This is a genomic window from Gemmobacter nectariphilus DSM 15620, from assembly GCF_000429765.1.
GTDB classification, from domain to species: Bacteria; Pseudomonadota; Alphaproteobacteria; order Rhodobacterales; family Rhodobacteraceae; genus Wagnerdoeblera; species Wagnerdoeblera nectariphila.
The window spans coordinates 37,340-57,894 of the sequence record NZ_AUCM01000009.1; the positions used below are offsets into that span (position 1 = coordinate 37,340).

The 20,555-nt window shown below is 65.4% G+C and carries 22 protein-coding genes; 17 read left to right on the forward strand and 5 right to left on the reverse strand.

What is annotated here, in order from left to right:
- Positions 1-181: 181 nt before the first annotated feature.
- Positions 182-1,762, reverse strand: a complete 1,581-nt coding sequence (locus G481_RS0110470) for a lysine--tRNA ligase (RefSeq protein WP_028029982.1) — start codon at positions 1,760-1,762, stop codon at positions 182-184.
- A gap of 115 nt (positions 1,763-1,877) precedes the next feature.
- On the opposite strand from G481_RS0110470, the gene G481_RS0110475 reads away from it, so the two are divergent.
- The 3 genes from G481_RS0110475 to G481_RS23530 all read left to right on the forward strand — a co-directional run bounded on the left by G481_RS0110475 (position 1,878) and on the right by G481_RS23530 (position 3,784).
- On the forward strand, positions 1,878-2,300 hold the full coding sequence (locus G481_RS0110475; protein ID WP_028029983.1) for a tellurite resistance TerB family protein: 423 nt from the start codon (positions 1,878-1,880) through the stop codon (positions 2,298-2,300).
- A gap of 129 nt (positions 2,301-2,429) precedes the next feature.
- The gene (locus tag G481_RS23525; RefSeq protein WP_035025808.1) at positions 2,430-2,906 is read left to right on the forward strand and encodes a hypothetical protein; all 477 of its coding nucleotides are present in this window, start codon (positions 2,430-2,432) and stop codon (positions 2,904-2,906) included.
- On the forward strand, positions 2,903-3,784 hold the full coding sequence (locus tag G481_RS23530; RefSeq protein ID WP_051294462.1) for a TerB family tellurite resistance protein: 882 nt from the start codon (positions 2,903-2,905) through the stop codon (positions 3,782-3,784). The genes G481_RS23525 and G481_RS23530 overlap by 4 nt, the downstream gene beginning before the upstream one ends.
- 58 nt (positions 3,785-3,842) lie before the next feature.
- Here the strand turns inward: G481_RS23530 and G481_RS0110490 are convergent, their stop codons facing one another.
- Positions 3,843-4,667: an LOG family protein gene (locus G481_RS0110490; protein ID WP_028029984.1), complete on the reverse strand. Its 825-nt coding sequence runs from the start codon at positions 4,665-4,667 to the stop codon at positions 3,843-3,845.
- A gap of 139 nt (positions 4,668-4,806) precedes the next feature.
- Between G481_RS0110490 and dapD the strand changes: the two genes are divergently transcribed.
- From dapD to G481_RS0110515, 5 genes are all read left to right on the forward strand, one after another.
- Entirely contained in the window at positions 4,807-5,634 is an 828-nt protein-coding gene (dapD, locus tag G481_RS0110495) for a 2,3,4,5-tetrahydropyridine-2,6-dicarboxylate N-succinyltransferase (RefSeq protein WP_028029985.1), read from the forward strand.
- A gap of 358 nt (positions 5,635-5,992) precedes the next feature.
- Complete coding sequence (locus tag G481_RS0110500) at positions 5,993-6,238, forward strand: GlsB/YeaQ/YmgE family stress response membrane protein (RefSeq protein ID WP_028029986.1); 246 nt, start codon at positions 5,993-5,995, stop codon at positions 6,236-6,238.
- A gap of 142 nt (positions 6,239-6,380) precedes the next feature.
- Positions 6,381-7,448, forward strand: a complete 1,068-nt coding sequence (gene mnmH / locus G481_RS0110505) for a tRNA 2-selenouridine(34) synthase MnmH (protein WP_028029987.1) — start codon at positions 6,381-6,383, stop codon at positions 7,446-7,448.
- Positions 7,445-8,509 carry a selenide, water dikinase SelD gene (gene selD, locus G481_RS0110510; RefSeq protein ID WP_028029988.1) on the forward strand — a complete coding sequence of 355 codons (1,065 nt, stop codon included), beginning with the start codon at positions 7,445-7,447 and terminating at the stop codon, positions 8,507-8,509. The genes mnmH and selD overlap by 4 nt, the downstream gene beginning before the upstream one ends.
- A gap of 171 nt (positions 8,510-8,680) precedes the next feature.
- Complete coding sequence (locus G481_RS0110515) at positions 8,681-9,028, forward strand: hypothetical protein (RefSeq protein ID WP_028029989.1); 348 nt, start codon at positions 8,681-8,683, stop codon at positions 9,026-9,028.
- Positions 9,029-9,122: 94 nt separating this feature from the next.
- Here the strand turns inward: G481_RS0110515 and G481_RS0110520 are convergent, their stop codons facing one another.
- Complete coding sequence (locus tag G481_RS0110520) at positions 9,123-10,217, reverse strand: Hint domain-containing protein (protein ID WP_028029990.1); 1,095 nt, start codon at positions 10,215-10,217, stop codon at positions 9,123-9,125.
- Positions 10,218-10,408: 191 nt separating this feature from the next.
- Between G481_RS0110520 and dapE the strand changes: the two genes are divergently transcribed.
- The 3 genes from dapE (at position 10,409) to G481_RS0110535 (ending at position 12,609) form a co-directional block, all read left to right on the forward strand.
- The gene (gene dapE, locus G481_RS0110525) at positions 10,409-11,575 is read left to right on the forward strand and encodes a succinyl-diaminopimelate desuccinylase (RefSeq protein ID WP_028029991.1); all 1,167 of its coding nucleotides are present in this window, start codon (positions 10,409-10,411) and stop codon (positions 11,573-11,575) included.
- Positions 11,572-12,000, forward strand: a complete 429-nt coding sequence (locus G481_RS0110530) for a GNAT family N-acetyltransferase (RefSeq protein ID WP_028029992.1) — start codon at positions 11,572-11,574, stop codon at positions 11,998-12,000. Before dapE ends, G481_RS0110530 begins: the two co-directional genes overlap by 4 nt.
- Positions 12,001-12,096: 96 nt before the next feature.
- Complete coding sequence (locus tag G481_RS0110535; RefSeq protein ID WP_028029993.1) at positions 12,097-12,609, forward strand: SRPBCC family protein; 513 nt, start codon at positions 12,097-12,099, stop codon at positions 12,607-12,609.
- On the opposite strand, the gene G481_RS0110540 is transcribed toward G481_RS0110535, so the two are convergent.
- Positions 12,587-13,183 (reverse strand): DNA-3-methyladenine glycosylase I, encoded by a 597-nt coding sequence (locus G481_RS0110540; RefSeq protein WP_028029994.1) that lies wholly within the window; start codon positions 13,181-13,183, stop codon positions 12,587-12,589. The two genes, G481_RS0110535 and G481_RS0110540, sit on opposite strands and share 23 nt — an antisense overlap.
- Before the next feature lie 128 nt (positions 13,184-13,311).
- Here G481_RS0110540 and G481_RS0110545 point away from each other — a divergent pair, with 128 nt between their 5' ends.
- The 6 genes from G481_RS0110545 to G481_RS0110570 all read left to right on the forward strand — a co-directional run bounded on the left by G481_RS0110545 (position 13,312) and on the right by G481_RS0110570 (position 19,089).
- Positions 13,312-14,151: an EAL domain-containing protein gene (locus G481_RS0110545; RefSeq protein WP_028029995.1), complete on the forward strand. Its 840-nt coding sequence runs from the start codon at positions 13,312-13,314 to the stop codon at positions 14,149-14,151.
- A gap of 119 nt (positions 14,152-14,270) precedes the next feature.
- The gene (locus tag G481_RS0110550; RefSeq protein WP_028029996.1) at positions 14,271-15,443 is read left to right on the forward strand and encodes an acetyl-CoA C-acetyltransferase; all 1,173 of its coding nucleotides are present in this window, start codon (positions 14,271-14,273) and stop codon (positions 15,441-15,443) included.
- Positions 15,444-15,553: 110 nt separating this feature from the next.
- Positions 15,554-16,276, forward strand: a complete 723-nt coding sequence (gene phbB, locus G481_RS0110555) for an acetoacetyl-CoA reductase (protein ID WP_028029997.1) — start codon at positions 15,554-15,556, stop codon at positions 16,274-16,276.
- 207 nt (positions 16,277-16,483) lie between these two features.
- On the forward strand, positions 16,484-17,488 hold the full coding sequence (locus G481_RS0110560) for an ABC transporter substrate-binding protein (protein WP_028029998.1): 1,005 nt from the start codon (positions 16,484-16,486) through the stop codon (positions 17,486-17,488).
- A gap of 48 nt (positions 17,489-17,536) precedes the next feature.
- Positions 17,537-18,325: an ABC transporter ATP-binding protein gene (locus G481_RS0110565; RefSeq protein ID WP_028029999.1), complete on the forward strand. Its 789-nt coding sequence runs from the start codon at positions 17,537-17,539 to the stop codon at positions 18,323-18,325.
- Positions 18,325-19,089 carry an ABC transporter permease gene (locus tag G481_RS0110570; RefSeq protein WP_028030000.1) on the forward strand — a complete coding sequence of 255 codons (765 nt, stop codon included), beginning with the start codon at positions 18,325-18,327 and terminating at the stop codon, positions 19,087-19,089. The genes G481_RS0110565 and G481_RS0110570 overlap by 1 nt, the downstream gene beginning before the upstream one ends.
- A gap of 87 nt (positions 19,090-19,176) precedes the next feature.
- Here the strand turns inward: G481_RS0110570 and G481_RS0110575 are convergent, their stop codons facing one another.
- On the reverse strand, positions 19,177-20,523 hold the full coding sequence (locus G481_RS0110575; RefSeq protein WP_028030001.1) for a glutamate--cysteine ligase: 1,347 nt from the start codon (positions 20,521-20,523) through the stop codon (positions 19,177-19,179).
- Between the last annotated feature and the right edge of the window lie 32 nt (positions 20,524-20,555).

Genomic DNA, 20,555 nt, shown 5'->3' on the forward strand with positions numbered 1-20,555 from the left:
CCCAGCCGCGCGCCTGTGATCCCTGTCGGATGCCTCCGGCGGGGATATCTGGATCAAGTCGAAATGCAACGACAGAAGGTCAGGCGCCGCCCGCCTGCTTTGCCTTTTCCAAATACCCTCGGGAGGGGTTCGGGGAGGGCAGACAGCCCTCCCCGTGCACGGCAAACGCCCCGCGCCGCCGTCAGACCAGCTCGCCCGCCAGCGCCCGGCCAAGCAGCGCCCGCGTTTCGGCAATGCCGTAAAGCGCGATGAACCCGCCAAAGCGCGGCCCCTCGCTGGCGCCCAGCAGCACCTCATAAAGCGCCTTGAACCACTCGCGCAGGTTCTCGAACCCGTGGTCCTTGCCGACCGCAAACACCATGGACTGCAGGGCCTCGTCGTCCAGCCCGCCTTGCCAGCCTTCCAGCCGCGCCGACAGATCCTCGATCGCCGCGCGTTCCTGATCGCTTGGCAGGCGGAACACCCGCTTGGGCGCCACGAAATCGGCAAAATAGCGCACGGCAAAGCCTGCGGCCTGGTCCAGCTGCGGGTTGGTCTCGGGGCTGGCTTCGGGAGCATAGCGCTTGATGAAGCCCCACAGCCCCTTGGCATCCGAGGCCCCCGCCACAGAGGCCAGGTTCAGCAGCATCGAGAACGGCACCACCATGTCCGACTTTGGCGGGTTGCCGCCATGGATGTGCCAGACCGGGTTGTTCACCTGCTTTTCCGCATCATCCGTTTCAGCATAGGCGCGCAGTTGCTGGTGATATTCGTCCACCGCCTTCGGGATCACATCCCACCACAGCCGCTTGGCCGTCTTGGGCTTTTGATACATGAAATACGACAGGCTCTCGGTCGAGGCATAGGTCAGCCATTCGTCGATGGTCAGCCCGTTGCCCTTGGATTTCGAGATCTTCTCGCCGTTTTCATCGAGGAACAGCTCATAGGTGAAATGCTCGGGCTTCTTGCCGCCCAGGATCTCGCAGATCCGGTCATAGATCGGCGTGTTGGTGCTGTGGTCCTTGCCATACATCTCGAAGTCGACGTCCAGCGCTGCCCAGCGGGCGCCGAAATCGGGCTTCCATTGCAGCTTCACGTTGCCGCCCGTCACCGGCAGGGTCCATTCGCGGCCCTCTTCATCGTCAAAGGTGATGGTGCCGTCCTTGGCGTTCACCTCTTTCATCGGCACATACAGCACCCGGCCCGTTTCCGGGTGGATCGGCAGGAAGCACGAATAGGTCTGCTGGCGTTCTTCGCGCAAGCTGGCCAGCATCACCTTCATGATGTCGTCATAGCGTTCCGCCGCCCGCAGCAGGACCGCGTCGAACTGGCCCGAACGGTAGAAATCGGTTGCCGAGATGAATTCGTATTCGAACCCGAAGGTATCGAGGAACCGGCGCAGCATGGCATTGTTGTGATGGCCAAAGCTCTCATATTCCCCGAACGGGTCGGGCACGCTGGTCAGCGGCTTTTGCACGTTCGCCAGCAGCATCTCGCGGTTCGGGACGTTCTCGGGCACCTTGCGCATCCCGTCGAGGTCATCCGAGAAGCACACAAGCCGCGTCGGAATGTCGCTGATCAGCTGAAAGGCGCGGCGGATCATCGTGGTGCGCGCCACCTCGCCGAAGGTGCCGATATGCGGCAGACCGCTGGGGCCATAGCCGGTCTCGAACAGCACATGCCCCTTGGCCGGCGGCTTCTTTTCATAGCGTTTGAGGATGCGGCGGGCCTCTTCAAAGGGCCAGGCTTTCGATTTCATCGCGGCGTCACGCAAGGCAGACATCGGCGCATCCTCAGGGTTCCCGTGCAGGCCCCATGCCGGCACGACCCCCGCCCTCTATTGCCGGGGGCGGCGCAGGTCAATAATCTGAGCGGCGAAACGCCTTGCAGGAGCCGCCATGTCTGCCGATACCCCCTCGATGTCGCCCCAGGACGCGCTGGTCGCGGTGATGATCGCGGTCTCCGCCTCGGATGAACAGATGCACACCCCCGAACTGGTGGCGATCCAGCGCATCGTGAATCACCTTCCGGTCTTTGGCGATTACGATGCCGACCGGATGAAGACCGTCGCCCAGACCGTATTCGACCTGCTGGAAGAGGAAGACGGCCTTGACGCCCTGTTCGGCCTGGTGCGCGAGGCGCTGCCCGAGCGCCTGTTCGAGACGGCCTATGCGCTGGCCTGCGACGTGGCCGCCGCAGATGGGACACTTCGCCAGCCCGAGCTGCGGATGCTCGAGGAGATCCGGCACGAGCTGAACATCAGCCGGCTTCACGCTGCGGCGATCGAGCAGGGGGCGAGGGCAAGGCATCAGAGGGCGTGAGGGGGGGGGGGGGGGGGAGGCTGTCATTCGCGGCTACGATCATGCGCCATGCGCAGATAATAGTTGAATCACGAGACATGCCAGCCGATAGTCGCTTCGTTAGAGTCGGCCCCCTTTCGAGAGGCACCCATGGAATCTGAATTCACAAGACTCGAGACTTTTGAAGAGACCGTACAAAGCATCAACGGCGCACCGTCGCTGCGGAAGATCAAGATTATCATCGACGGCACGGATTTCTCCGCAGATGCAAAAGCCATTCTTTATGATATCGCAAAGATCACGATAAAGATTGGCGAAGCCGTAGTGGCCATCGGCCGGAGAATTTTTGAAATTGCCACATCTCTGATGCGTAAATTTCCGAATCTTGCCCTCGGGGCGTTGGTTGGGCTTGTGATCGCCACGGTGATCAGCGGAACTCTTGGCACCATTGCCCTTGGGCCCATCGCACCGTTTGCAGGACTGGCTGCTTTACTCTCAAAGCTGGTAATCGTTATTGGCGTCGGAAAGGGGTTTCTCGACGACTTGCGCAACAATGCCGCCAAGGCAGATATGGATCGAGTCGAAGCACATTTCGATGGCCTCAAAGCGGGCTTCGCAAGGGCATGACGACTGCGGAAGAAATCTCAATTCTTGAATTCAGCGAAATCCGCGCAGTACTAAGCAACTCCGAAAAATTCAAGATCAAGCTGGGCATTGGTAGAGACGCTTATGCTTCACTGAGACTCGGCAAGACTGCATCTCTTCTTTGGGATGTCGGCGGGGTTGCGGGCACAGGCGCAAGCGTTGCGGCATCAAGCACGGTTGCGTCTACCTTCTTCGGAACGCTCTGGACAACGATTGGAATCGGGACTGCGGCAACACCTGTCGGTTGGGTTGTAGGTGCCGCGTTGGTTTCGGGTGGCGCGTATTACGGCGTCACTCGCCTATTCAGATCATACTCTGGAAGCCGAATTAACGAGATTCCCAAGTTCTTGAATACTGGCCTCGATGTTCTAGCCACGACGATTCTTGATCTGATGGGGAGCCTTGCCTTGAAGGTTGCAGCAATTGACGGACAGATTGACCCTGTCGAGTTGGAAGCAATCTCGGAGTATTTTGAGAAAGAATGGGGATATGACAGAGCATATCTGGATCAGGCCCTGAAGCTCATGGAAGAGAATATAGGCAAATCTCGTCTATCAGACATGGCGTCCGAGCTTGCTACCTTCGCAAAGACCAACCCGGACTGCAACTTTGATGCGATGAGAGGAGAGCTCCGGACTCTGCTGATCGAGATAGCCGAGGCGGATGGCCATCTTGACGAGCGAGAAGATATGGCGATCGAAAGGATAAACAAGGCGCTTTCCGAGCAGTCTTCTCTTCTCGCAGCAGCTACCGATCTTGCTTCCGCATCGGCGAAGAATATTGGGGGGTTGGCGGCGACCGCAATGTCCGGGCTTCAATCAACGCTTGCGGGCATGAAAGGAACACCGCCCAAAAAGTAGCCCTAACTACACCAACGGCAATACAGGTGATATCGTCGATCGGACGCCCTCCCCCCCTTCAACACCCCGCCCCCTTCCACCCGTCGATCACCCCCACCGCCTCCTCTGCCGTCTCGACATAGCGGAACAGGTCCAGATCCTGGGGCGAGATGGTCCCGGCCTCGGCCAATGCCTGCCAGTTCACCACCTTTTCCCAGAACGCCTGGCCAAACAGCAGGAACGGCACCCGCTTCATCCGCCCCGTCTGGATCAGCGTCAGCGATTCGAACATCTCGTCCAGCGTGCCGAACCCGCCGGGGAACACGCAGACCGCCTTGGCCCGCATCAGGAAATGCATCTTGCGGATCGCGAAATAGTGGAAGTTGAAGCACAGATCGGGCGTGACATATTCGTTCGGCGCCTGTTCGTGCGGCAGCACGATGTTCAGCCCGATGGACTGCCCGCCTGCCTCATGCGCGCCGCGGTTTCCTGCCTCCATCACGCCGGGGCCGCCGCCCGTCGCGATGACGTTTTCCCGCCCATAGCTTTTCATGCTGCGCTCGGTCATCAGGCGGGCAAAGCGGCGCGCTTCCTCGTAGTATTTCGACAGCTCGGCCAGCGCGGGGACGCGCGCGGTCTCGGCCCGATCGGGCGCGGGGATCCGGGCGCCGCCGAACAGCACGATGGTGCTTTGGATCCCGCGCTCGTCCATCACGATCTGGGGTTTGAGCAGCTCCAGCTGCAAGCGCACGGGCCGCACTTCCTCGCGCGTCATGAAATCGGCGTCGGTAAAGGCCAGTCGATAGGCCGGGGCGCGGGTCTGCGGGGTATCGGGCACGCCCGCGGCGGCCGCGATGTCTTGCACGCTGTCGCGGAAGGAATGGCTGCGGCTGTCGTCGGTCATCGGGGCATCCTCTGGCATGGGGGCCCAGACCTGACACATCCGGCGCCGGGTTTCCATGCCTGCCCGTGCAGGGCGGATTGCGCGACCCGCGCCCACGCCCTATAGCCAAAACCGATCTTTCAGCGACACGAGGCCCCAAATGTCCAACGCCGCCCTTGAAGCCGCCATCGAAGCCGCGTGGGAAGCGCGCGACACCATCACCCCTGCCACCACCGGCACGACCCGCGCGGCGATCGAAGAGACGCTTTCGGCGCTGGACGCGGGCACGCTGCGCGTGGCCGAGCGGCAGGCGGACGGCAAATGGCACGTCAACCAGTGGGCAAAAAAGGCCGTGCTGCTGGGCTTTCGCCTGAACGACATGGAAATGCAGTCGGGCGGCCCGCAAGGCGGCGGCTGGTGGGACAAGGTCGACAGCAAATTCGCCGGCTGGGGTGACAACCAGTGGCGCGCCGCCGGCTTTCGCGCGGTGCCGAACTGCGTCGTGCGCCGCTCGGCCTTCATCGCGCCGGGCGTGGTGCTGATGCCGTCCTTCGTCAACCTGGGCGCCTATGTCGACTCGGGCACGATGGTCGACACCTGGGCCACCGTGGGCAGCTGCGCCCAGATCGGCAAGAACGTCCACCTCTCGGGCGGCGTCGGCATCGGCGGCGTGCTGGAACCCATGCAGGCCGGCCCGACCATCATCGAGGACAACTGCTTCATCGGTGCCCGCTCCGAGGTGGTAGAGGGCGTGATCGTGCGCGAGGGTTCCGTGCTGGGCATGGGCGTGTTCATCGGCCAGTCCACCAAGATCGTCGACCGCGAGACCGGCGAAGTGATGTATGGCGAGGTTCCGGCCGGATCCGTCGTCGTCTCGGGCTCGATGCCGTCGAAGAACGGCGTCAACCTTTACTGCGCGGTGATCGTGAAGCGGGTGGATGCCAAGACCCGCTCCAAGACCTCGATCAACGAGCTCTTGCGGGACTGACCCGGACAGGCGCGCATCGTCGCGGCGCCTTCCGCCCTGGTGCGCGCCGCCCCCAAGCGGGCGACAGCGACGGCAAAGCCGCCCGCCACCTGCGCGGGCGGGCGGTGCGGCAGGAACAGACCGGAAGCGGGCACGCCCATCCCCGGCGGCTGGAGGGGTTTCACACCCCTCCAGACCTCCCCGTGGGGTATTTTCGGAAAGGTGATGGGGAAAGCCGGGCAGCAGCGTCATCCATTCCGCCGGATTCTCGGCGCGCGTGGTTCGGTCGACCCCGCAAGCGGCGCGCCGCGATTTTCCCGGAACCGGCGGCCTGTTTCCATGTTACCCTGGGGGCGCAACGCCAACCAAGGGGGCAAACATGGGACTTGGCATCATCATGTCGATCATCATCGGCGGGCTCGCCGGATGGATCGCCAGCATGATCATGAAGGCCGACACCGGCCTTTTCACCAACATCCTCCTTGGCATCGTCGGCGCCGTGGTGCTGAACGCGTTGCTGGGCTGGGCCGGCATCTATGCTGCCCGCGCCTGGTTGCCGCAACTGATCGTCGGCGCGGCGGGGGCGGCCCTGCTCATCTGGATCGGTCGCAAGCTGCGCGGCTGACCCGCCTTTCGCCTTGATCCAAATATCCCGGGGGCAGGCGCAACAGTCCCACAGGCCTTTCGGGTGACAGGGGGCAGCGCCCCCTTGCGCAACATCGACACGCGCCCTTTCCCGGCCCTTGGCCATCGGCTAGAACACCCGCATGGCCATCACGCTGACCTCGCTGACCGATCTAGCCACGCATCGCTTCGATGACATCATCGACGTGCGCTCTCCCTCGGAATATGCCGACGATCATCTCCCCGGCGCCATCAGCCTGCCGGTGCTGGACGATGCCGAACGGGCGCGCGTCGGCACGATCTACAAGCAGGTCTCGCCCTTTGATGCCCGCCGCATCGGCGGCGCGCTGGTCGCGGCCAATGCCGCCCGCCACCTGCAAGGGCCGCTGGCACACAAGCCCGGCGGCTGGCGCCCCCTGGTGCATTGCTGGCGCGGCGGGATGCGGTCGGGGTCCTTTGCCAGCATCCTGACCAGCATCGGCTGGCGCACGGAAACGCTGAACGGCGGCTACAAGGCCTGGCGCGCGCTGGTGACCGAGGCGCTCTATGATCGCCCGATCCCCGCCCCGGTGGTGCTGCTCGATGGCAACACCGGCTCGGCCAAGACCGAGCTGCTGACCCTCATGCCCGAACGAGGGGTGCAGGTGATCGACCTTGAAGGGCTGGCGCATCACCGCGGCTCGCTGTTCGGGGCGATGGGGGCCCAGCCCTCGCAACGCATGTTCGAAGGGCGGCTGGCGATGGCGCTGTCCGCACTCGACCCCACCCGCCCCGTGCTGATCGAGGCCGAAAGCGCCAAGGTCGGCGACTGCCGCCTGCCCCCTGCCCTGTGGAAGGCGATGACCACCGCCCCGCGCATCGCGCTTGTGGCGCCGGTGGCTGAACGCGCCGCCTATCTGACCCGCGCCTATGCCGATGTGACCGACGATCCGGCCCGCCTGACCGCCACGCTGGAGCGCCTGCGCCCCTTTCACCCGGCCGAGCGCATCGAACGCTGGCAAGCCCTTGCCGCCACCGGCGGCTTTGCCACGCTGGCGGCAGAGCTGGTCGAACATCACTACGACCCGCGCTATCGCAAGCACCGCGCCCGCGCCGTGGTTCCGGTCACCGACTTGCCCGCCCCCTCGCTGGCCCCCGCCGCCCTGCCCGGCCTTGCCGACCGGCTGGCCGCCACACTCAACGCCCTGACACAGCCCAAAGGTGCCGCATGACCGCCCCGACGACCGCGCCCGAGCCGCGCCTGACCTCGCTCTCTCATGGCGGGGGCTGCGGCTGCAAGATCGCCCCCGGCGTGCTGTCGGGCATCCTGCGCGGCACCCCCAGCCTGCCTATCCCCAAGGACCTGCTGGTCGGGATCGAGACATCGGACGATGCGGCCGTCTATCGGCTGAACGACCATCAGGCGCTGGTCGCGACCACCGATTTCTTCATGCCCATCGTCGATGACCCCGACCATTTCGGCCGCATCGCCGCGACCAACGCCATTTCCGATGTCTATGCCATGGGCGGCACCCCGATCATGGCGCTGGCGCTGGTCGGCATGCCGATCAACGTGCTGTCGGTGGAGACCATCGGCAAGATCCTCTCGGGCGGCGCGGCCGCCTGCGCGGCGGCGGGCATCCCGGTGGCCGGCGGGCATACCATCGATTCGGTCGAACCGATCTATGGCCTTGTCGCGCTGGGTCTGGTCGATCCGGCGCACCTCAAGCGCAATGCCGATGCCCGGCCTGGCGATGTGCTGATCCTTGGCAAACCCCTTGGGGTGGGCATCCAGTCCGCCGCGCTGAAAAAGGGCGCGCTGGACGCTGCCGGCTATGCCCGGATGATCGCCACCACGACGCGGCTGAATACCCCCGGCCCCGATCTGGCCCGCCTGTCCGGCGTTCACGCCATGACCGATGTGACCGGCTTTGGCCTGGCCGGTCATGCGCTGGAAATGGTGCGCGGCGCGGGCGCCGATCTGTGGCTGGACTGGTCGGCCGTGCCTGTCCTGCCTGGCGTTCTTGATCTGGCGCGCGCCGGAAATGTCACCGGCGCCTCGGGGCGCAACTGGGCCAGCTATGGCACCGAGGTCGTGCTTCCCGGCGACTTCCCGGCCGAATCCCGCGCCCTGCTCAGCGATCCGCAAACCTCGGGCGGGCTGCTGATCGCCTGCGCGCCCGATACGGCGGACGAGGCACTGGCCATCTTCCACCGCCACGGCTTTGACGAGGCTGCCGTGATCGGCCAGGTCGCTGACCCGTCCGACGCGCCCCGCCTTCGGTTGCGCTGATCCTCCTGCCCCCTTTCGCCTTGATCCAAATATCCCGGGGGCAGGCGCACGCGCACCACGCGCACAACGGCTACAGGGGGCAGCGCCCCCACGCGCGCCGCGCACCACAGGCGCCGCTTGCCCCCGAAGCCCGGCATTGCTAAGCCGGCACCACCAGCCGGAGTTGCGCCGATGCCGACCGACCAGAAACCCGCCGAACCCAAGGTCAAACGCCCCCAGCAGGTGCATACCCTGCTGGTCGAGGTTGGCCGCAAACCCGGCGACGGCTTGCCCGAGGGGGCAACCGGCGCGGGCCTGCTGTGCTATGCCTCGGGCGTCGATGAGGCCGAGGCCGTGCGCGAGACCGTCGCCATCTTGCAGCAGGCGGAACTGTCGGTTCTGGAAGTCACCGGCCACGGCACCCGCGCCGATCGAGAAGCGGCCGGCGAGGCGATCGACCCCGAGGAAGGCCGCCTGATGGATCGGGCGCTGGCCGAAAACTCGGTTATCGTCGCGGTGCTGACGCCCTATTTCGACTGACCGGGCCTAGCGGCGGCGGGGGCCTTGGGCAACCGCACAACGCTGAACCGCCCCCCAAGGTGGTTTCCACCCCATGCCGTTCTACCCGGGTGGCTCAGGCCATGCGCCGGGGGACAAGGTCGGCGCCTTCAAGCAGCATCAGCGCTGCCGCGCGGGCCAGATCGGGGCCATCGGCCGGCAGAACGCCCGACGGGTCGGGACAGGCGACCGGCAAGCCCCCGGGCGCCAGAACGGCCGGGCGATCGGGCACCGGCAGGGCCAGCAACAGGCTGCGCAGCGGGCCGGCCATCGGCCGGGCCACCGGATCGGGGAGGAACGCGGCCCGCACCATGGCGCGCCGCGATCCGCTCAGGGCATGGGCCTCGCCTCCGTCAAAGACGAGGCGCGTCATCGGCCCGGCCAGCAGATCGCGGGTCATCGGCAAGCGGACTGCCCGCAGGCGCCGCGGGCTGAACGGAAAGCCTGGCGGCACATCCGCCAGATGCAGCGCGGCAAGGCGCACCATGCGCCCGTCCATGTCCAGAACCGCATCGCCCGCGGTCAGGGTGCCCAAGGGGCGCGGCCCGCGCGGGGTGTCAACCGGCGTGTGGGCGGAAATCGCGGCGGGCGACCAGGCCAGCGTCTCGGGCGCCATCGCGCTGCCCGGTGTCTGACGCGCCCCGACCGTGCCAAGCGCCGGATGGGCCAGCCGGTGCGGCCCCACACGGCACAGGGCCCAGACCGCCGCCGCATCGGGCGCCAGCGCGCCAGACCCCGACACCCCCGGCAGCACCGCGACCCCGTCGCTGTCCATCAGGTCCAGCCGCCAGCGCCCGCCTGCCCCGTCCAGCCCGGCCCCCGCCCAGTCCAGCCGCACAACCAGCGGCCCGGCTGCCGCCGGAATCGGACCTGGCAAGGCATGGTGAACCACCTGATCCCCCCGGCGATGGCGCACGACCAGCCCGACATCGCGCCCGGCCAGCAACGAAACCCCCGACGAGGCGGCAAGCCCCGCCTCGGGCCAAAGCCGGCCTTGCCGCGGTGCCAGACGGATCGCGCCTTCGGCAAGTTCCAGCACCACGGCAGCGCTGTGCGGCAGCCCGCCCAGCACCGCCAGCAGCGCGCCGGACCTTAGCCGCGTCTCGGGCGCCAGACGGGGCGCCGGATCGCTGCCAAGGGCGATCCAGCCGTTCAGACTGCCTGGCCGCACTGCCGCACCTGTCACGCGATACCTCGATGAAATCCTTGGCCCATCCTGACGCAGATCGCCCGGCCTGTCACCGGGACGCGGCAGCGCCATGGCACGGGGTGGCCATCGGGCAACAACACCGCGCCTTCGGTTTTCGCTGGAACCGCCCTTTCGGGCTGACTAGGGTGCGCGCGATCTGCACGGAGCCCGACATGACCGACACTGCCCTGCCCTTCGATCCCAGCGACCCGGTGGCCCTGACCGCCGCGCTGATCCGTTGCCCTTCGGTCACGCCGGTCGAAGGCGGGGCGCTGGTCCTGCTGGAAACCGCGCTTGGCGCTGCCGGTTTCACCTGCACGCGGGTGGACCGGGCCGGGGTGCCGAACCTTTTTGCCCGCTGGGGCGACAAGGGGCATGCGCGCAGCTTCGGCTTCAATGGCCATACCGATGTGGTGCCGGTCGGCAATCCGGCGGACTGGACCTGCGATCCCTTCGGCGCGGAAATCCGCGATGGCCGCATCTGGGGCCGGGGCGCGGCCGACATGAAATCGGGCGTTGCCGCCTTTGCCGCCGCCGCCATGGATTTCGTGCGCGAAACGCCCCCCGATGGCGCCGTGATCCTGACGATCACCGGCGATGAGGAAGGCGTCAGCACCGATGGCACCGTCGCCCTTCTGGACTGGATGGCCGCCAATGGCGAGGCCATGAGCCATTGCCTTGTCGGCGAGCCGACCTGCCCGTCCGAGATGGGCGAGATGATGAAGATCGGCCGCCGCGGGTCCATGACTGCTCGGTTTTCGGCGCGCGGCGTTCAGGGCCATTCGGCCTATCCGCACCGAGCCAAGAACCCCGTCTCGGCCATGGCCCGGCTGATGGACCGGCTGGCCAGCCATGACCTCGACACGGGCACCGCGCATTTCGATGCCTCGACCCTGGCGGTGACCACGATCGACACCGGCAACCCGGCCAACAACGTGATCCCCGCGGCCTGCAAGGGCACGGTCAACATCCGCTACAATGACCTTCACACCGGCGCCAGCCTGTCGGACTGGCTGCAGGGCGAGGCGGCAAAGGTGCAGGCCGAAACCGGGGTGGAATTCAGCGTCGAGTTCTATCTGGCCGGCGACAGCTTCGTCACGCCGCCGGGTCTGCTGTCGGATCTGGTCGGGCGCGCGGTGCAGGCCGAAACCAACCGTGTGCCGGAACTTTCGACCTCGGGCGGCACGTCGGATGCGCGCTTCATCCAGCATCATTGCCCGGTGGTGGAATTCGGCCTGGTCGGCAAGACCATGCATCAGGTCGACGAGAATGTCGAAGTCGCGCACATCCACCAGCTGAAATCCATCTACAGCCGGATCCTGCGGGACTATTTCGCATGACGATCACCGAAACGCTGGATCTGGCCGCCTGCCATGCGCTGCGCCGCACCGTGTTCATGGACGAACAGGGCATTTCCGAGGCCGATGAATTCGACGATCTTGACCCGGTCGCCGTGCATCTGCTGGCCACCGTCGATGGCCGGGCCATGGGCACCGCCCGCCTGCTGACAGACGGGACCACGGGCAAGATCGGCCGGGTCTGTGTGCTGCCCGAGGCACGCGGCACCGGGCTTGGCGCCGCGCTGATCCGGGCGGGCATTGCCCATTTCGCGGCGCGCGGCGGGATCGACACGGTCAAGCTGTCGGCGCAGGTTCATGCGCTGGGGTTCTATGAAAAGCTGGGTTTCACCCCCTATGGGCCCGACTATCTGGACGCCGACATCCCGCACCGCGACATGAAGCTGACACTGCCCGCGCAGGGCTGAACCCGGCCAGCGGCGGAAAAGCCGGGCAAGGCGCCCATGGGCCTTTCGCCGCGTCCCGCCCGCGCCTATGCTGAGCCCGAACAGGAGGAGCCCGCCATGCAGATGAACGACAGCCGCCTCATCATTGCCCCGCCCGCCACGGTCTGGGCCGCGCTTTTCGACCCCGAGGTTCTCAAGGCCTGCGTGCCGGGCTGCGAAGAGCTGACCGGCACCGCCGAAGACGGGTTCGAGGCTGCGGTCGTGCAGAAGGTCGGCCCGGTCAAGGCGCGCTTCACCGGCCTCGTGAAACTGTCCGACATCGTGCCAGGCGAAAGCTGCACCATCTCGGGCGAGGGCAAGGGCGGCGCGGCCGGCTTTGCCAAGGGCGCCGCGCGGGTGCGTCTGACGCCCGAGGGCACGGGCACCAAGCTGGATTACGAGGTCGAGGCGAATGTCGGCGGCAAGCTCGCGCAGCTTGGCAGCCGCATCATCGACGGCTTTGCCCGCAAGATGGCGGACGATTTCTTCAACCGCTTTCAGGATGCCGTCGAGGGCCCCGATACCGCCGAGCCCCCGGCCGAGGGCGAGCCGCCGAAAAAGGGCTGGTTCAAGCGCCTGATCGGAGAGTGACCGCCCGGCCCAGCCCCGCCACCCTGTCGTGGCACGGGCAGGTCACCATATGGTCGTTCACCATGCCGGTCGCCTGCATGAACGCATAGGTGATGGTTGGCCCGCAGAACTTGAACCCTGCCTTCTTCAGCGCCCTGGACATCGCCTGCGAGGCGGGCGTATCCACCGGCACCTCGCGCATCGAGGCAAAGCGGTTCTGCACCGGGCTGCCATCGACGAACTGCCACAGGAACGGGGCAAAGCCGCCCTTTTCCTCGATCGCCAGCCAGGCGCGCGCGTTGCCGATCGTCGCCTCGATCTTGCCGCGGTGGCGCACGATGCCAGGATCGGCCAGCAGGCGCGTCACCTCGGCCTCGCCCCAGTGCGCAATGGTCTGCGGATCGAAGCCCGCAAAGGCGCTGCGAAACCCCTCGCGCTTGCGCAAGATGGTGATCCAGGCAAGCCCGGCCTGAAACCCGTCCAGAATCAGTTTCTCCCACAGCGCACGCGGGTCGGTTTCCGGCACGCCCCATTCGGTATCGTGATAATCGACATACAGCGGGTCGGTGCCGCACCAGGTGCAACGCTCGGACATTTTCAAATTTTCCCAATGGGTTGAACTGTTACCATGGGTTTTAACACAATTGGAACAAAATGGGAATGTTTACCGATTGTTCATGCTTTGGGCAGCATGATGACCCAGTTTCGGGACGGAGCAGGCAGATGCACGACGCCTCATATGACAACGGCTTTCACGAAGGCCCGGCCGACCCGCTGACGGCTGCGGTGGAAGAACGCGACAAGGGCACGCTGGCCATGGTGGATCATGCGCTGCGCGACGGGCGCACGATGCTGGCCTATCAGCCGGTCGTGCTGGCCGCGAACCAGTCGCGGGTTGCCTTTCACGAGGGCATGATCCGTATTCTTGACCCTTCGGGCCGGGTGATCCCGGCGCGCGAATTCATGGGCGCGGTCGAAACGCGGGAAACCGGCCGGCTGATCGACTGTGCGGCGCTGCGGCTTGGCCTTGCCGCGCTGGCCGAGGTGCCCGACCTGCGCCTTGCGATCAACATGTCCGCGCGCTCCATCGGCTATGCGCCCTGGCTCAAGACCCTGCATGAGGGCCTCAAGCGCGACGAAACGGCGGGCGAGCGGTTGATCCTGGAAATCACCGAAAGCTCGGCCATGCTGATGCCCGATGTGGTCACGGCCTTCATGGACGACCTGCATGGCGAAGGGATTTCCTTTGCGCTGGACGACTTTGGCGCAGGCTATACCGCCTTTCGCTACTTCCGCGACTTCTTCTTCGATGTGGTCAAGATTGACGGACAGTTCATCCGCAACATCGCCTCGAACCCCGACAATCAGGTCTTGACCCGCGCTCTGGCCTCGATCGCGCGGCATTTCGACATGCTGGTCGTCGCCGAGTCCGTGGAATGCCAGGCAGATGCCGACTGGCTGGCGGCAAACGGGCTGGATTGCCTGCAAGGGTTCCATTTCGGCGCGCCGATGATCCAGCCGTCGTGGCTGCCGCGGGCCCGTCGGCGGCAGGTGGCAAAGTGACGCTGCGTCAAAAGCCCGATCCGCAATTTCCTTGCGATTCTGCCGCTGGCCGCTTAGCCATGCTGCACGGCGGCAGGCCCGTCCTGCCCTGAGCTTCGCATCGGGAAGAGGAGCCCCCCATGACCAACGTGGTGATTGTTTCGGCAGCACGGACTGCTGTCGGCAGCTTCAACGGGTCGTTTGCAAATACCCCAGCCCACGATCTGGGCGCCGTGGTGCTCGACGCTGTCTGCGCACGCGCCGGCGTTGACAAGGCCGAGGTCTCGGAGACCATCCTGGGCCAGGTGCTGACCGCAGGCCAGGGCCAGAACCCCGCCCGTCAGGCCCATATCAAGGCAGGTCTGCCCCAGGAATCGGCAGCCTGGTCGATCAACCAGGTCTGTGGCTCGGGCCTGCGGGCGGTCGCGCTGGCCGCGCAGCACATCCAGCTGGGCGATGCGGCCATCGTCGCCGCCGGCGGGCAGGAAAGCATGTCGCTGTCCCCCCATGTCGCGCATCTGCGCGCCGGGCAGAAGATGGGCGATCTGAACTTCATCGACTCGATGATCAAGGATGGTCTGTGGGATGCCTTCCATGGCTATCACATGGGCCAGACGGCCGAGAACGTCGCCCAGAAATGGCAGATCAGCCGCGAGCAGCAGGACGAATTCGCCCTTGCCAGCCAGCTCAAGGCCGAGGCCGCGCAAAAGGCCGGCAAGTTCAAGGATGAGATCGTCCCCGTCACGCTGAAGACGCGCAAGGGCGATGTCGTCATCGAAAACGACGAATACATCCGCCATGGCGCCACCATCGAAGCCATGCAGAAGCTGCGCCCTGCCTTTACCAAGGATGGCTCGGTCACGGCGGCGAATGCCAGCGGCCTCAATGATGGCGCGGCCGGCGTTCTGCTGATGACCGAGGAAGAGGCGGCCAAGCGCGGGCTCAAGGTGCTGGCGCGCATTGCATCGTATGCAACCGCAGGTCTTGACCCGGCCATCATGGGCGTCGGGCCGATCTTTGCCAGCCGCAAGGCGCTGACCAAGGCTGGCTGGAACGCGGCCGATCTGGATCTGGTCGAGGCAAACGAGGCCTTTGCCGCCCAGGCCTGCGCGGTGAACAAGGACATGGGCTGGAACCCCGATCTGGTCAACGTGAATGGCGGCGCCATCGCCATCGGCCACCCGATCGGCGCCTCGGGCGCGCGCATCCTGAACACCCTGCTGTTCGAAATGCAGCGCCGCGACGCCAAGAAGGGTCTTGCCACGCTGTGCATCGGCGGCGGCATGGGCGTTGCCATGTGCCTCGAACGCTGACCTGCAGCGAAATTTTCTCGCAGATGCAGAAATGGGCGCGCAACATTCTTGCGCGCCCATGTTATTCACGGTAACAGAGTTTCAAGACCTAACCCGTTTGAGGAGGAATCATGTCGAGAGTTGCTTTGGTCACCGGGGGCTCGCGCGGGATCGGCGCCGCGATTTCCGTCGCGCTGAAGAACGCGGGCTATACCGTCGCGGCCAACTATGCGGGCAACGACGAGGCGGCCGCGAATTTCACCGCCGAGACCGGCATCAAGACCTACAAGTGGAACGTGGCCGACTATGAGGCCTCGAAAGCCGGGATCGCGCAGGTCGAGGCGGATCTGGGCCCGGTCGATATTGTGGTGGCGAATGCCGGCATCACCCGCGATGCGCCCTTCCACAAGATGACGCCGGAACAGTGGCATCAGGTCATCGACACCAACCTGACCGGCGTGTTCAACACGGTCCATCCGGTCTGGTCCGGGATGCGGGATCGCAAGTTCGGCCGCGTGGTGGTGATCTCGTCCATCAACGGGCAAAAAGGTCAGTTCGGTCAGGTGAACTATGCCGCGACCAAGGCCGGGGATCTGGGCATCGTCAAATCGCTGGCACAGGAAGGCGCGCGGTTTGGCATCACGGCCAATGCGATCTGCCCCGGATACATCGCAACGGAAATGGTGATGGCCGTTCCGGAAAAGGTGCGTGAATCGATCATCGCCCAAATCCCGACCGGCCGGCTGGGCGAACCCGAGGAAATCGCCCGCTGCGTGGCCTTTCTGGTGGCCGACGATGCCGCCTTCGTCAACGGCTCGACCATCAGCGCGAACGGCGGGCAGTTCTTCGTCTGAAACAAGACCCAAGTTCTGCGGCAAAGGCCGGCCCTTCGGGGTCGGCCTTTATGCATTCCGCCATCTGCCCAAAATTTGCGCCAAGAGCGTGCATTTGACGCCTTTGCAATGTGCACATGCCTTATCTGTGGCACATGATGCTTGCGCAATGGCTGCGGTTCTGGATTGCTGAAGGGAATACAAGAAAAACCAATCGGGAGATCACCCATGTTCCACCGCGTCCTGACTGCCGCCACGGCAAGCCTGCTGCTGGCGGGCAGCGCCATGGCCGAAACCGCGATCAACTTCGCGCTCGACTGGAAGTTCGAAGGCCCGGCCGCCCCCTATTTCGCCGCCATCGACAACGGCCATTTCGCGGCCGAGGGGCTGAAGGTGGACATCCAGGCCGGCCAGGGCTCGCTGGACGCGATCCCCAAGGTGGCAACCGGCGCCTTCCCGATGGGCTTTGCCGACATGAATTCCATCGCCAAGTTCCTTGACCAGAACCCCGGCGCGCCGGTGACGGCGGTGATGATGGTCTATGACAAGCCGCCGGCGGCCATGGTCGGGCGCAAGTCGCTGGGCATCAACGCGATCAAGGACATCGAGGGCAAGGTCCTGGGCGCCCCGCCGCCGGATGGCGCCTGGTCGCAATTCCCGGTCTTTGCCAAGGAAACCGGGCTTGATATGTCCAAGGTCAAGGTCGAACCCCTGGGCTTCCCCACCCGCGAGCCGATGCTGGCCGAGGGCAAGGTCGCGGCCGTGACCGGGTTTTCCTTTTCGGTCGTGCTGAACCTTGTCCGTCTGGGCGTGCCCGAGGATGACATTTCGGTCTTTGTGATGGCCGACAATGGCGTCGACTACTATGGCAACGCGGTGATCGTGAACACCGACTTTGCCAAGGCGAACCCCGAGGCCGTCACCGGCTTTATCCGCGCACTGGCCAAGGGCTGGAAGGACGCGGCGGCGGACCCTGAAAAGGCGGTCGGCCAGATGATCACCCGCACCCCGGCCTCGGATGTCGCGCTGGAAACGCGGCGCTTCAAGATGGCGCTTGAGGGCACGGTAATGACCGATTGGGTCAAGGCCAATGGCATGGGCAATATCGACCCGGCCCGCTATGCCCGGTCGATCGAGCAGCTGAAAGAGATCTACACCTTCAAGAACGCCCCGACCCCGGATCTCTATTTCACCGATGCCTATCTTCCCAAGGATGGCAGCCTGAAATTCTGACCAGCGCCGGCCCCCGCAAGGGGGCCGCGCCGCCTTGCGGGGTGCCGGATGGCCGATCTAGTGGAACTGAGGGGCGTGACCCACGCCTACCGCACCAAGGCAGGTCCGCTGCCGGTGCTGAACGACCTGACCATTTCGATCCCCGAGGGCGAGTTTTGCGCCGTCGTCGGGCCGTCGGGTTGTGGAAAATCGACATTGACCCGTCTGATCGCCGGGCTGATGAAGCCCGACACCGGCGAGGTCTGGCTGCATGGCGAACGGGTGAAATCCCCGCGCAAGACGGTGGGGATGGCGTTTCAGAACCCCGTCATGCTGGAATGGCGGACCATTCTGGAAAACGTCATGCTGCCGTTGGAGATCGTCGCGCCCCGGATGTCGCGCGCCCTGCGCGAGGAGCGCGCGCGTCAGCTGCTTGCCCTGGTGGGGCTGGAAGGGTTCGAGGCCAAACGGCCCAGCCAGCTGTCGGGCGGGATGCGCCAGCGCGCCAGCCTGTGCCGCGCCATCGTCCACAAGCCCGAAGTGCTGATCATGGACGAGCCCTTTGGCGCGCTGGATGCCTTTACCCGCGAGGATCTGTGGCAGCTCATGCACCGTCTGCGCGCCGAAGAGCCGTTCACCGCGCTGCTGATCACCCATGACCTGCGCGAATCGGTCTATCTGGCCGACGAGATCATCGTGCTGTCCGATCGCCCTGCCCGCGTGCAGTATCGGATGAAGATCGACATGCCCTCGCCCCGCCCCATCGAAATGCTGTACGAGCCCGACAGCGTGGCGAAACTGGCAATCCTGCGCGAGCAGATCGAGATTGCCCAAGGCCGCAACGGGGGGGCGCATTGATGGACATGCTGCGCAAGATCGCCCCGCCCGTCGTTGCCATTGCCGTGATCCTGGGGTTCTGGGAATGGCTGGTCTGGTTCAAGGGCTGGCCGACCTACAAGATGGCCGCACCGTCCGACCTGTGGCCAGCGTTCTGGAAATACCGCGAGCTGTTCCTGAAAATGGGCTGGGAGACGCTGTGGCGCACCGTGGTTGGCCTGGCCGTGGCGGTGGTCTTCGGCACGCTGCTGGGCATGGTGATGGGCTTTTCGCGCCTGATGCGCGATGCGCTGTATCCGGTTCTGGTGGGGTTCAACGCGATTCCCAAGGCGACGGTGGTGCCGGTGATCGCGCTGATCTTCATTGGCCAGCACGATTTCAATACTGTGCTGATCGCCTTCATGATCTCGTTCTTTCCGATTGCCGTGTCGGTTTCCATCGGGCTCTCGACGCTGGAGCCTGAATACCGCGACATCCTGCGCGCGCTGGGGGCCAGCCGGTTCACCATCTTCTGGAAGATCGCCTTGCCCAAGACGCTGCCGGAGTTCTTTGGCGCGCTGAAGGTCGCGGTCACGCTGGCCTTCATCGGGACCAACCTGATGGAGATCGTCGAGCCGCATGGCCGCGGCCTTGGGGCGCTGTTCGACAGCGGCAAGATCAACGCCGACTATCCGCTGATGTTCGCGGTTCTGTTCGCGCTCGCCTTCCTGGGGATCGTGCTGTTCTATGTCGTGGTCGCGCTGGAGCGGATCTTTGCCGGCTGGGCGGATCGGACGGCCGGCTAGGCGGGGGCCAGCCCCCGCACCCCCGCTCAAGGGGGTTTTGCACCCCCTTGAGAAACCCCCGCAGGGTATTTGGAAAAAGGCAAAGCCCTAGAGGCTGACGGCCGGATAAAGCGGCGCGAAGTCACGGCTCCAGGCACCTTCCCAGGCAGAGAGCAGATCATCGGCCTGGGTGCGGCCGGTCGCGGCGTGGAGGTCAAGCACCTCGAGGAAGCGGCCTTCGTCCTTGCCGCGCGCGGCAAGACCGGCGCGCGAGAGTTTCAGCGCCTCGCGCGCAAGATCGCGCAGGCGCAGCCCCCCGGCTTCGCCTTGCAAGGCGCTGACCGAGGCGGCGACGCGCAGGTCCTGGCGGGTTTCCGCAGACCAGCCCTTGACCAGATCCCAGGCGGCATCAAGCGCGCCGGCATCATACATCAGGCCGGTCCAGAAAGCGGGCAGCGCTGTCAGATGGGCACGGCTGCCAGCATCGGCGCCGCGCATCTCGATGTATTTCTTGATGCGCGCTTCGGGGAACACCGTCGTCAGATGGTCAGCCCAGTCGGAGAGGGTCGGGATCTCTCCTGGCAGGGCGGGCAGCTTGCCGGCAAGGAAATCGCGGAACGACTGGCCGCGCGCATCGACATACCGGCCATCGCGATAGACGAAATACATCGGCACATCGAGCACCCAGTCGGCATAACGCTCGAACCCGAAGCCGTCCTCGAACACGAAGGGCAGCATCCCGGTGCGGGCATCGTCCAGCCCGCGCCAGATGCGGCTGCGCCAGCTGCGATGGCCGTTCGGCTGCCCGTCAAAGAACGGCGACGAGGCGAACAGCGCCGTGGCGACGGGTTGCAGCGCCAGGGCGACGCGCAGCTTTTTCACCATGTCGGCTTCGGAGGCGAAGTCGAGGTTCACCTGAACGGTGCAGGTGCGATACATCATCTGGGTGCCATGGGTGCCGACGCGGCCCATGTAGTCGGTCATCAGCCGATAGCGCCCCTTGGGCATGACCGGCATGTCCTCATGGTGCCATTCGGGGGCCGCGCCGATCCCCATGAAGCGCACGCCCAGCGGGTCGGCAATGGCCGCGACCTCGGCAAGGTGCATGTCCAGTTCGGCCCTGGTCTCGTGGATGTCGACAAGGGGGGCGCCGGACAGTTCAAGCTGCCCGCCCGGTTCCAGCGAGACATTGGCGCCATTGCGGGTAAGGCCGATCAGCGCCTCGCCCTCGCGCACTTCGGTCCAGCCGAAGCGGTCGCGCAGACCTTCCAGAATGGCGCGCACCGAGGCCGACCCCTCGTAGGGCAGCGGCTTGCGGCTGTCGGTCAGCCAGCCGAATTTCTCGTGCTCGGTGCCGATGCGCCATTGATCGGCTGGCTTGCAGCCCGATGCGAGGTATTCCGCCAGTTGCCCCGGATGTTCGATCGGTCCGCCGCCGGACTGGGGAATGGACATTGGGGCAACTCCGAGCTTCTGGTTTACGGTGG